Origin of the sequence: Streptomyces sp. NPDC006339, assembly GCF_040612775.1 — a bacterium.
Taxonomy (GTDB): Bacteria; Actinomycetota; Actinomycetes; order Streptomycetales; family Streptomycetaceae; genus Streptomyces.
Map to the genome: position 1 here is coordinate 1 of NZ_JBEXQW010000096.1, position 11,843 is coordinate 11,843.

Annotated in this window: 11 protein-coding genes and 1 pseudogene; 9 read left to right on the forward strand and 3 right to left on the reverse strand. The window is 71.6% G+C overall.

The genetic code is table 11. From position 1 onward, the window contains the following. The 3 genes and pseudogenes from ABZ135_RS38160 to ABZ135_RS38170 all read right to left on the reverse strand — a co-directional run. Nucleotides 1-94, reverse strand: a pseudogene (locus ABZ135_RS38160) (fasciclin domain-containing protein); the annotation flags it as partial. 190 nt (nt 95-284) lie between these two features. Beyond that, nucleotides 285-2,381 carry an MMPL family transporter gene (locus tag ABZ135_RS38165; RefSeq protein ID WP_356702906.1) on the reverse strand — a complete coding sequence of 699 codons (2,097 nt, stop codon included), beginning with the start codon at nt 2,379-2,381 and terminating at the stop codon, nt 285-287. Nucleotides 2,382-2,690: 309 nt separating this feature from the next. After that, nucleotides 2,691-2,930: a chaplin gene (locus ABZ135_RS38170; RefSeq protein ID WP_356702908.1), complete on the reverse strand. Its 240-nt coding sequence runs from the start codon at nt 2,928-2,930 to the stop codon at nt 2,691-2,693. Nucleotides 2,931-3,299: 369 nt separating this feature from the next. On the opposite strand from ABZ135_RS38170, the gene sigK reads away from it, so the two are divergent. The 9 genes from sigK (at nt 3,300) to ABZ135_RS38215 (ending at nt 11,447) form a co-directional block, all read left to right on the forward strand. Next, nucleotides 3,300-3,893 carry an ECF RNA polymerase sigma factor SigK gene (gene sigK / locus ABZ135_RS38175; RefSeq protein ID WP_356702925.1) on the forward strand — a complete coding sequence of 198 codons (594 nt, stop codon included), beginning with the start codon at nt 3,300-3,302 and terminating at the stop codon, nt 3,891-3,893. After that, nucleotides 3,890-4,642, forward strand: a complete 753-nt coding sequence (locus tag ABZ135_RS38180) for an anti-sigma factor (protein WP_356702911.1) — start codon at nt 3,890-3,892, stop codon at nt 4,640-4,642. Before sigK ends, ABZ135_RS38180 begins: the two co-directional genes overlap by 4 nt. Before the next feature lie 140 nt (nt 4,643-4,782). Next, entirely contained in the window at nt 4,783-6,042 is a 1,260-nt protein-coding gene (locus tag ABZ135_RS38185) for an FAD-dependent oxidoreductase (RefSeq protein ID WP_356702913.1), read from the forward strand. Continuing rightward, nucleotides 6,039-6,785 (forward strand): DUF1365 domain-containing protein, encoded by a 747-nt coding sequence (locus ABZ135_RS38190; protein ID WP_356702914.1) that lies wholly within the window; start codon nt 6,039-6,041, stop codon nt 6,783-6,785. The genes ABZ135_RS38185 and ABZ135_RS38190 overlap by 4 nt, the downstream gene beginning before the upstream one ends. Nucleotides 6,786-6,847: 62 nt before the next feature. Next, nucleotides 6,848-8,137 carry a cyclopropane-fatty-acyl-phospholipid synthase family protein gene (locus ABZ135_RS38195; protein WP_356702927.1) on the forward strand — a complete coding sequence of 430 codons (1,290 nt, stop codon included), beginning with the start codon at nt 6,848-6,850 and terminating at the stop codon, nt 8,135-8,137. Continuing rightward, complete coding sequence (locus ABZ135_RS38200; RefSeq protein ID WP_356702916.1) at nt 8,134-9,423, forward strand: cyclopropane-fatty-acyl-phospholipid synthase family protein; 1,290 nt, start codon at nt 8,134-8,136, stop codon at nt 9,421-9,423. The genes ABZ135_RS38195 and ABZ135_RS38200 overlap by 4 nt, the downstream gene beginning before the upstream one ends. Further along, complete coding sequence (locus ABZ135_RS38205) at nt 9,420-10,247, forward strand: DUF1295 domain-containing protein (RefSeq protein ID WP_356702918.1); 828 nt, start codon at nt 9,420-9,422, stop codon at nt 10,245-10,247. Before ABZ135_RS38200 ends, ABZ135_RS38205 begins: the two co-directional genes overlap by 4 nt. Before the next feature lie 3 nt (nt 10,248-10,250). Beyond that, on the forward strand, nt 10,251-10,985 hold the full coding sequence (locus tag ABZ135_RS38210; RefSeq protein ID WP_356702920.1) for an alpha/beta fold hydrolase: 735 nt from the start codon (nt 10,251-10,253) through the stop codon (nt 10,983-10,985). Nucleotides 10,986-11,168: 183 nt separating this feature from the next. Continuing rightward, entirely contained in the window at nt 11,169-11,447 is a 279-nt protein-coding gene (locus ABZ135_RS38215) for a hypothetical protein (protein WP_356702922.1), read from the forward strand. Nucleotides 11,448-11,843: the final 396 nt, after the last annotated feature.

The following is an 11,843-nucleotide window of genomic DNA, read 5'->3' on the forward strand; positions in this document are numbered from 1 at the left end:
CGCTGTCGGAGTCCGAGCAGGCGGCGAGCGAGAGGGGAAGGACGGCGGCGGCGGCGACGGCGATCGCGCCACGACGGATGCGCAGGGTGTTCATCGTGATGTCTCCTATAAGGTGATCGCGAACAGCGTCGGCCGGAGCAGGAAGCCCAGTTGGAGGGCAACCCTGTCGGGCCCGATGGCGGACCGGCAGGGTGCTGCGGAAGGTGCTCACACGGGGCATTCGGCGGCACCCGATCGGCGGATTGGTCCGCCGGTCGAAAAAGCCATCGCGTGGCCTCAAGGGGTCAGTTCTCACGTACCGGGGCCAGTTGAGCAGCCCTCTCGTCAGCGGCCTCACCGCGGAGCCCGGGCAGGCCGGTCGGGGGTACGGGGCCCTTCGGCGGGACGGCGGGCCACCAAGCCCTGTGGCCGAGATCGAGGATGAGGGCCGGCACGAGGAAGAGACGCACCAGGAGCGCGTCGATCAGAACACCGACGGCGACGATACAGCCGATCTGAGCGAGGTAGAGAAGCGGCATCACGGTCAGGGCGGCGAAGGTGGCGGCCAGAATGACGCCGGCCGCGCTGATCACCCCGCCCGTGCTGACGAGACCCCGCCGAACCCCGAGCGCCGTGCCCGCCGTAAGCGCTTCGTTCCGGACCCGGTGGACGAGGAAGATGTTGTAGTCCACGCCGAGGGCGACGAGGAAGATGAAGGAGAACAGCACCACCGCCGGTTCGGTGGCCGCCGTACCGCCGGTGAGGTGGAAAGCGAGCGCGGAAACCCCGAAGGCGGTCAGCAGACTCACTCCGGCGGCCACGACGAGCAGCAGCGGCAGCAGCAGGCAGCGCAGCAGAGCGATGAGGATCACCAGGACCACCAGGAGAACCACGGGCAGGACCAGGTACTGATCCCGTAGTGCCGCCCGATGCATGTCGTGCATGTGAGCGGCCTGTCCACCGACGAGAGCCCCGGTACCGCCGAGCGAGACGCGCAGACGCTCGACCACCCGCCTGGCCTCCTCGCTGTCGGGCGCGGACGCGAGGGTCGCGCGTACGAGAACTCGCCTGGCCGGAGAGGCGGTTGTGCCGTGCGGGATGGTGACGACGTCGACGGCGGCCACCCCAGGTGTGGCGGCCGTGGCGGCACGCACGTCGGCCGTCCGTGCGAGCGGGGTCACGATCACCAAGGGGCTGGCGGTTCCGGCCGGAAAGTGCCGGGCCAGGACCGCCTGCCCGGCAGCCGAGGGTGAGCTCTCGGGAAGGGCCTCGTGCAGCGGGACGCCACGCTGTGAAAGCAAGGGCGTGAAGGCGGCGCCCACGAGCAGGAGGACGCAACAGAGGAGCCAGCGTCGCCGCGGCCGGCGTACGGTCGCGCGGGCCAGCCGCTCCCAGCCGTCGCTCAGCGCGAAGTGTCCTGGGCGGGGCCGGAACACGCGGTGCCCGCACAGCAGGAGGACTGCGGGAAGGAAGGTCAGGGACGCCGCCGCACAGCAGGCCATGGCGATGGCCACCGCGGGACCCAAGGTCTGGTGGGACGGCATTGCGCTCAGCGTCAACGTCATCATGGCGCAGGCCACCGTCGCGGCGCTGGCCAGCACGGGCGCCGCCGTCGCCCTGCACGCCGCCGCCACTGCCCTGGGCGTGTCGCCCGGCCGGGCGAGTTCTTCCCTGTACCGGGCCACGAGGAGCATGGCGTAGTCGGTGCTGGCCCCGATGACCAGGACGAAGACGATGCCCTGGACCTGGCCGTCGAACGTCAGCCGGCCGGCCCGGGCGAGTGCGTAAAGGACGGCAGAGGCCAAGGAAAGGGCGATCATCGCGGCGGCGAGCACCAGCACCGGCATGACCGCGCTGCGGTAGACCAGCAGCAGGATCAGCAGGACGCCGGTGAGGGACACCGCCAGCAGGGTGCCGTCGGTGTGGGCGAAGGCGTCGTCCAGATCGGCCTGTGCGGCGGCCGGGCCCGCCAGGTGGACGTCGGTACCCGGTACCGCGCCTGCCGCCTTCCTGATGGCCGCGAGCTGCTTGGGCAGGTCGTCCGGTCCGGCGGCGACCACAGCGGTCAGGGCCATCCCGTCCCGCGCGAGGACCGGCTTCGCGTCCGGACGCGATCCGCTGATGCTCGCGGCGACCCGGCGCGCCGCGGCGTGCTGGGCCGCGGTGAGCCGCCGGCCCCTCTCCTCACCGGTCCACACCACGGCCAACGGCAGGGCCTCGTCGCCACCGCTCGCGTCGAGCAGAGCGGCCACCCGTGCGGACTCCCCATCCGCCGGGCCTAGCGCCGTCTGGCCGGTCTCCGTCACCTCACCGAGGCGCACCGTGTAGGGACCGGCGATGCCCGCGAGTGCCACACACAGCAGGAGCATGACCAGTGCGCCCGGCCGGTTGAGCCAACGCATGCCTCGTACCCTCTTCCGTCCTGCGGTCCGGTCCCGATCACGGGCGCCGGTCCGACGTCGTCCACGGTGGCCTCCCGGTCCCCCTGGGCAGCACCACTGCCCTGAAGTGGCGATCCGGGGAGCGATGACAGGGAGCAGGGAAGGAAACCGCGGGCAGATGCAGCGACATCCGCCCGCAGCCGACCCGCCCGGGCCGCGTCTGCGAACGCACGGAGCGCCGGATGCGCTCCCTGCCGCGGCCCGGGCTGGTCACCGGTCCCGCGCCCGATCACTCAGGGCCCGGACCGGGCTCTGACGGCCTGTAGGGAATCAGGCGTTCAGGCAGATGTTGCCGAACGACGGGTTCAGCAGACCGATGACGCTGACCGTGTTCCCGCAGGCGTTGACCGGGACGTGGACCGGTACCTGGATGAGGTTGCCGGATCCGACACCGGGCGAGTGGGCGGCGACACCATGCGCCCCGGTGTCGGCCGCGGCGAGCGACGCTCCACCGGCCACCGCGGCACCAGCCGCCACCACTACCGCCAGGCTCTTGCGCAGGCGAACCATTGCACTGCCTCCGAAGTCAAGGACGAGCCCGCCATGCGGAGATCCCGCACGGCCGGCGAGGGAACCAGGGTGAACACTCCGGCCCCTCGCCGGCTTCTTCGGTCCCCCCTGGCCGTCGGCTGGGTCAGGAACGCCCCGTTCACTCGCACGAGGGAACCGACCGTCGCCCCCGTGACGGAGATCCCAACCCATCCGCACGCGTGTCCGCTCCGAAGACCCTTCAGAGACCACCCTCTGGGCTCCGCGGCCCGTCCGCTGGTGCGGCAGCCGGCCCTTCCACCGACCAAGGACGCACATGCGATGGACACACGGTCCCCGGCCGACAGCCCCCGGCCGCTTCGTCTGGTCGCCGCCACCGAGGCGGTGCCGGTGAACCAGCCGCTGCCTTTCGGCTCTCGCTCGCAGGGCGAGATCGGGCGCGATGATCTCGCCGAGGTCATGCGGAGGGTCGCCCACGGCGACAAGCAGGCGTTCTCCACCCTCTACGACGTTCTGGCACCCCTCGTGTTCGGAATCGCGGTCAAGGTCGTCCGCGACCGGGCCCAGTCGGAGGAGGTCGCGCAGGAGGTCATGATCGACCTGTGGCGGCAGGCCGCCCGCTACCGTCCCGAAGCCGGCAGCGTGACGACCTGGGCCGCGACGATCGCGCACCGGCGTGCCGTGGACCGCGTCCGCTCCGCACAGGCCGCGGCCGACCGCGAACAGTCCCAGGCGGCGCGCGAGCACTCCCCCGCGTACGACCAGGTCGCCGAGCAGGTGGAGACCCGCCTCGACAGCGAACAGGTCCGCCGCTGCCTGCGCGGCCTCACCGAGCTGCAGCATCAGGCCGTGACCCTGGCCTACTACCGAGGGCTGACCTACCGCGAGGTCGCCGAAGCCCTGCGCACGCCGCTTCCCACCATCAAGACACGCATGCGGGACGGGCTGATCCGGCTCCGCGACTGCATGGGGGTGACCACGTGAGACAACACCACTCCGATCTCCACACCCTCGCGGCCGCCTACGCCCTCCACGCCCTCGACCCGGCCGAGCGGACGGCGTTCAGCGACCACCTCCAGCACTGCGAGGAGTGCCACAAGGACGTGGCCGAATTCGAGGCGACCGCCGCACGGCTGGCCGCGGCCGCGGCCCAGGCCCCACCGGCCTCCATGAAGCAACACACGATGAACGCCGTCGACGGCGTACGCCAAGCCCCGCCACGCTTGCCCCTCACCGCATCGGCGACGAACCTCGCAGGTGGGATGCGACGGCGAACCCTGCACTTCGCACTGGCCGCGAGCCTGACCGCCGCCGCCTCGTTCGCCGGCCTCTCCGCCTGGCAGTACCAGGAACGGGAGGACTCCCTGCGGCAGGCCCGTCAGGTCCAGCGGCAACTCGACGCCGTCAGCACCGTACTGGCGGCCCCGGACGCCCGCACCACGCACGGACGGACCACCAACGGCGCCCTCACCGCCGTCGTCACCTCCGGACGTCAGGACAAGGCCGTCTTCACCGCCATCGGCCTGCCCGCCCCGGCGCGGGGCACGACGTACCAACTGTGGCTGGAGTACCAGGGCACGATGCGCCCGGCCGGCGTCCTCCACACGGACGGCACCGTACTCCTCGTCGGCAGTCCCACCGGCGCCACCGCCATCGGCCTCACCCTCGAACCCTCAGCAGGATCCGCACAGCCCACCACCGCCCCCCTGCTCCTGATGGACCTGCCCGTCTGACCGGGGCGCGGCGTCGCAACGGCCCACGTGACACGGCCCTGACAGCGGATCCCCTCACCACCAATCCGCCCGACCCCCGGTTGCGAAGTACGGGTGAAACAGCCGCGCCGAGCGGCGTGTCGAGTGGCGGGAGCGCTGTGATGGAACACCGGAAAGTGGCGGTGGTGGGTGCCGGGGTGGCGGGCCTCACCGCCGCCTACGTCCTGGCGTCCTCGTACGAGGTCACCCTGTACGAGGCCGAGGGACGGCTGGGAGGCCACGCCCACACCCGTGAACTCCCGGGCGCCGACGGGCGAACCGTGGCCGTGGACTCGGGGTTCATCGTGCACAACGAGCGCACCTACCCCACGCTGCTGCGTCTGTTCCGCGAGCTCGGGGTCACCACGCAGGACGCCGAGATGAGCATGTCGGTGCGATGCGACGGCTGCGGACTGGAATACGCGGGTGCCCGGGGTCTCGCGGGTCTGTTCACCGGACGTGCCGCTCTACGGCCCCGCTTTCTGCGGCTGCTGGGTGAGGTTCCGGCCTTCCACCGCAGGGCGCGACGTCTCCTGGCCCAGCAGCCGTCCTCGCCCGTGACGCTGGGGGAGTTCCTGCGCGAAGGCGGGTTCTCGTCCTACTTCGTCAGCCACTTCGCCCTCCCTCTGGTGTCCGCGGTGTGGTCCTGTCCGGCGCGGACGGCCCTGGCGTATCCGGCCGCCTACCTGTTCACCTTCCTGCGGCACCACGGTCTGCTCTCGGTCACGGGCTCTCCTCAGTGGAAGACGGTGACGGGGGGTTCGGCCGTCTACGTGGACGCCGCGATCAAACGGATGCACCGGGTCCGTACCTCCAGCCCGGTCGACACCGTCCGGCGCACCGGCCTGGGGGCCCTGGTGACGACCGCCGACGGGGACACCGACGCGTACGACGCCGTGGTGATCGCCACACATCCCGGTCAGGCGCTGCGCCTGCTCGCCGATCCGACCGCCGACGAGAAGCGGCTCCTGGGCGCTTTCACCTCTTCACGCAACCCCACCGTGCTGCACACCGACACCGGCGTCCTGCCCCGTTCGCCCAGAGCACGTGCGAGCTGGAACTACCACCTGACCGGCTGCGACCCCACGGCGGAGCCGGCCCGGGTCAGCTACGACATGCGGCGTCTCCAGCGTCTGCCCGCGTCGGCCGGCTATGTCGTCTCCCTGGGCGGCGAGGACCGCGTCGCCCAGGACCGGGTCGTGGAGCGCATGGTCTACGAGCACCCGGTGTACACGCCGACGTCGGTCGCGGCCCAGAAGGAACTGCACCGTCTGAACACGGGCGTGACCGCGTTCGCCGGGGCCTGGCACGGATGGGGGTTCCACGAGGACGGCTGTCGCTCCGGCGTGGCCGCTGCCCGGTCGTTGGGGGTGAACTGGTGACCGTCGTCAGGGAACCCGTCGCCGCACTGTACGAGTGCGTCGTCGCCCATGCCCGCACGGCACCCCTGCGTCACGCGTTCCGGCACCGCACCTATCTGTGGTGCGTCGACCTCGACCATATGCCGAACCTGCCCCTCCTTCTGCGTCCCCTCGCCCGCTTCGATCCTCGTGACCACTTCACAGGGCGCGCCGCCTCCATACGTGCCGGCCTGGAGGAGTTCCTCACGGCCCGCGGTGTGGACCTCGGCGGTGGGCGGGTGGTGATGCTGGCGCACGCGCGGGTGCTCGGCTACGTCTTCAACCCGCTCAGCGTGTACTGGTGCCACGACTCCTCCGGGGCCCTGGCCTGCGTGGTGGCGGAGGTCCACAACACCTACGGGCAGCGGCACTGCTACCTACTGCGCACCGACGGCACCGGTCACGCCCAGGTGGACAAGGAGTTCTACGTCTCGCCGTTCTTCCCGGTCTCCGGCCACTACCGGATGAGACTGCCCCTGCCCGACGCACGCCTCGGCCTGACGGTGCATCTCGAGACCGAGGACGGCCGACCCTTCACGGCGACCGCCCGGGGGCACCGCCGCCCCGCGACCGCCGGTGCCCTCCTGGCCGCCGCCGCGCGCAGGCCGTGGTCGACCGCCGCCGTCTGGGCCGGCATCCGCCGCCACGCCATCCACCTGCTCCTCCGCGGCCTCCCCATACAGCCCCGCCCCCACCACACCCCGCAGAAAGGCATGGTCCCGTGACCCGCCCCACCACTACCACCACCGCACCCGGGCACGTGCCGGCGACGGCCGACCGTTCCCCGGTGATCCCCCGGCAGACGCGCACGGCATCTCCCGCCCGCCCGCCGTTCGGCCGCGATGAGGTGGACGCCGTGCGCTGGCCGGACGTGGCCGGGCTGCCGTCGGCCCGGCCGGGCCACACCGCCGTCGCCCGATGGCTCGTGGGCCGCGCGCTGCGCAGGCTGTCCCTGGTCGATCTCCACGGAGGCGTCGACCCCCGCGCGAGCAGGGGCGCCGGTGCGGGGCCGGTGATGACCCTCCACGATCCTGACGCCTTCTACCGCCGGATCGCCCGCGACGGTCTCATCGGCTTCGGCGAGTCCTACATGGCCGGCGAGTGGGACAGCGAAGACCTGCCGGGTGTACTGACCGTTCTCGCCGCACACGCCGACAACCTGGTGCCCGCCCCGCTGCGCAGGCTCCGGCCCCTGTGGGCGTCCGCCCGCCCCGGCAGCGACCGCAACACCCCGCGCGGCGCCCGCCGGAACATCCAACGGCACTACGACCTGTCGAACGACCTGTTCGCCGCGTTCCTGGATCCGACCCTCACGTACTCCTCGGCGGTCTTCACCGCTTTCCCGGCCCGCTTCGAGTCCCTCGCGGCCGCCCAGCACCGCAAGATCGACCGACTCCTGGACCTCGCCGAGGTCCACGGCGGCACACGGCTGCTGGAGATCGGCACCGGCTGGGGTGAGCTGGCCTTGCGCGCCGCCGGCCGAGGCGCCCACGTCACCACCCTGACCCTCTCCACCGAGCAGGCCGAACTCGCCCGGGAGCGGATCAGGTCCGCCGGCTTCGAGGACCGTGTCGAGGTCCTGGTGCGCGACTACCGGAGCATCGAAGACCGCTACGACGCCGTCGTCAGCGTGGAGATGATCGAGGCGGTCGGCGCCGAGTACTGGCCCTCCTACTTCACCGCGCTGAGCGGCGCTCTCGCCCCCGGGGGCCGGATCGCCCTGCAGGCCATCACCATGGGTCACCAGCAGATGCTCAACACCGCCGCCACCCACACCTGGATCAGCAAGTACGTCTTCCCCGGCGGACTGATCCCCTCCCGCGAGGCCATCGCCGAACACTCCGGCACCGCGGGGCTGCGCGTGCTCGCCGACAACGGCTACGGGGAGCACTACGCGGAAACCCTGCGCCTGTGGCGGGAACGGTTCACCACCCACCGGGAAACCGTCGCCGGTCTCGGTTTCGACCTCGTCTTCCAGCGCATGTGGGAGCTCTATCTCGCCTACTCCGAAGCCGGATTCCGCTCCCGCTACCTCGACGTCCGCCAGATCCTCCTGACCGAAGGAACCCACCGATGAGGCCCGCCGCCGACCGTCTCGCCGACCTGTTGCGTCTCTTCTTCACCGGTCCGCTCCCCGTACGGCTGCGCGCCTGGGACGGCAGCGAAGCCGGGCCCTCCGACGCGCCCCTCGTCACCCTCCGCTCCCCCGGGGCCCTGCGCCGCCTGCTGTGGCAGCCGGGCGAACTCGGCCTGGCGGAGGCGTACATCACCGGCGACCTCGATGTCGACGGCGACCTCGCCACAGCCCTCTCCCGGGCCGGCCGGGCCGTCCGCGACCAGGGCCTGACCCGGCCGGGGCCGGCCGCGCTGGCGACCGCCCTCGGCCTCGCCGCGGGACTGGGCGCGGCCGGGGCACCTCCCCGTCGACCGGACGGGCGGGCCCGGCTGACCGGCCGCCTGCACAGCGCCTTCCGGGACCGGGCCGCGATCAGCCATCACTACGACGTCTCCAACGACTTCTACACCCTGCTGCTCGACGAGTCGATGGCGTACTCCTGCGCCTACTGGACACGCCCCGCCGACTCCACCTACGGCCTGGCCGAGGCCCAGAGGGACAAGCTGGAGTTGATCTGCCGCAAACTCGGACTCCGCCCCGGCGACCGCCTCCTCGATGTCGGCTGCGGCTGGGGAGCCCTGGCCGTGCACGCCGCCCGGCAGTATCAGGTGCGGGTCACGGCGGTCACTCTGTCGCGGGAGCAGCGCGACTTCGTCGCCGCCCGGGCCGCGCGCGAGGGCCTGGCCGACCTGGTGGAGGTGCAACTGCGGCACTGGCGCCACATCGACGGCGGTGGATACGACGCGGCCACCGCCATCGAAATGGGCGAACACGTGGGCGACGCCGAGTACCCCGCCTTCGCCGCCCTGCTCCACGACGCCCTGCGCCCCGAAGGACGCCTCCTCGTCCAGCAGATGTCCCGCGGGGCCCACGCGCCGGGCGGCGGCGCCTTCATCGAGACGTATATCGCCCCCGACATGCACATGCGCCCCGTGGGCCGGACCACGGACATCCTGGAGGCCGCCGGCCTGGAAGTCCGCTTCGTCGAATCCCTGCGCGAGCACTACGCGCTCACCATCGACGCCTGGCGCACCCGCCTCGAAGACCACTGGCCCAAGGTCGAGGACCTCGTCGGAGAGACCACAGGGCGTGTCTGGCGCCTCTACCTGGCCGGCGCGTCCCTGGCCTTCGCCGAGCGCCGCATGGGTGTCGACCAGATCCTCTCGGTCCGCCCCACCCGCGAGGGCGGCTCCGCGATGCCCGCGACCCCCAGCACCTGGTACGCAACGGCGGCCATGTCGTCATGAACGTTCTCGCCTGGGGGCCACCGGCCGCCGGCCTCGCGATCACCGCGGCCGTGGCGGCAGGAGTGCTGCTCACCACGTTCGCCATCGCCGTACGCCGGGGCCTGCATCGGCTCGTCGACATCGCCTGGGGCATCGCCTTCAGTGCGGTGGCCGTCGTCAGCTATCTGCTCTCCGCGGGCGAAGGCGACGACGCCCGGCGCCTGCTGGTCGCCGTGGCGACCATCGTCTGGGGACTGCGGCTGTCGGCGCACATCGCCCACCGCTCGCGGGGGCACGGAGAAGACCCGCGGTACGCCGAGCTGCTCGGGAAGGCGCGCGGTCGCCGCACCTGGTATGCGCTGCGGACCGTCTACCTCCTTCAGGCCGCGTTGGTGTGGTTGATCTCGCTGCCCGTCCAGACGGCCTCCTACAGCACCGAGCCCCTGGGATGGATCGATGCCGCGGGTCTGACCGTATGGGCGGTGGGGATCGGCTTCGAGATGGTGGGCGACCACCAGTTGGCCCGCTTCAAGACCGACCCGGCCAACCGGGGCCGCATCATGGACCGCGGGCTGTGGGCCTGGACCCGTCACCCGAACTACTTCGGCGACAGCCTCGTCTGGTGGGGCCTGTTCCTCCTCGCCTGCACCAGTTGGCAGGCCGCCCTCATCAGCGTGGTCTCGCCGGTCGTCATGACGCTGCTGCTCACCGTCGGCAGCGGCAAGCGCCTCCTCGAAAGACACATGGCCCACCGACCCGGATACGACGACTACGCCGCGCGCACCAGCGGCTTCCTGCCCCTGCCGCCCCGCCGAGGGCGCGCACACGCGAAGCCTAGGAAGTGAGACGTGCCCCCGACACCACCGCCCTTCCGCGACACGGGCACGACTCCGGCGCTGGCTCCGCTCTTCGCCCGGCGTCCGCTCCTCGGAGCACGGGCCGCCGTCCTCGTCCTCCACGGCGGCCGCGCGGACGCGCTGGAGACACCCCCCGTGCTCAACCTGCCCGCACTACGGATGCGGCCCTTCGCGAACGCCGTCGCACACGCCACCGCCCACGACGACGTCCTCGTCGCCCACGTTCGCTACCGGCATCGTGGCTGGAACGGCCACCACGCCCACCCCGTGGCGGACATCCACAGCGCGCTCGCGGAACTCCGCGAGCTGAACGGACCGGTCCCCGTCGTCCTCGTCGGCCACTCCATGGGCGCGCGAGCAGCACTGCGTGCCGCCGAGGACCCCCACGTCACAGGAGTCGTCGCCCTCGCTCCGTGGTGCCCGCCGTCGGAGCCGACCGCCCATCTGAAGGGCCGCACGATCTGCGCGCTTCACGACGAAGCGGACCGCGTCACCTCTGCCCGGGACACCTGGTCCTACCTCACCCGCGCTCACGCCGCGGGGGCCCGGGTGATGGGCCTGCGCATGCCCCACGGAGGACACACCATGATCCGCCACGCCCGTCACTGGCACCGCGTCACCGCGGAAACCACCGCAGCCCTCCTGGGCCTCGCCCCGCTCCCCACAGTGCCTGCTGAGCGGCCGCCCTGGGACGGCAGCCCGACCGTGCTCAAGCCTGGTCAGTAGGATTTTCGAAGCCGCCGAACGGCCTGGGAGCACGTCCGTTGGAAAGCCGCCTATGGAGGAAGCGCGTGTCCAATACGCCGGGGCGAGGATCGATGGGGCACAAGCCCGGCGCGGAGCGCCTACGGCCCCTCATGCGCTCTTGCCGGTTCTCGTCCTCCAGGTCGCTTGGATCACGCTTCCCTTGTGGCAGCCGATTCAGCGAAGCCGACCGACACCCCATTGCTCGATCAAATGAGTGCACGCATCTGGGACGCTGCGATCAGCCGCACCGTAGGGAATGCGGCGGGAATGCATTTCGCCAGGATCGTCATCGGCATGGTCGTCCTCAACAGTCGCCCGTCTCTCGTCCCGCCAGTAGCCGACAGGCCTGGAGATGGCGGCCAAGCGACGCTGAAGGGCGCGAGTGATGACCTTTGGAAGATTCGCGACGCCTGCGACGGCCGCCTCGACTCAGCGGTGTGACGTACGCCAAGGCGCACAGCCGCCTCCAGCCCGGGCGCAATGTAGGCGAGGATCAACGACGCCACCGCCACTCCACCGCCCCTGCGCCGAAAGGCGCCTCCGCCCCAGACATCCACGCCCCGCTGACCGCTACGCCGCCGCGTACGACAGCCGGATCAGCTCCAGCGCCCGCTCCAGCCCCGTCACGTCACGTCACGTCACGTCACGTCACAGGTGAAGCCCGGCACGAACTCGACCGCGGCCGGGCTCCTGGTCGTCGTACTCAGGGGCGGCAACTACGCCCGTCGAGGCGAGCGACTGGAGCTCACCGCCTCGGCTGCGTTGCCTGGCCACCGGGCGCCTCCCGCACCACCTCGACCTGCTCCGGCTCCCCGAACACCGCCCGCAGGGCCTGGC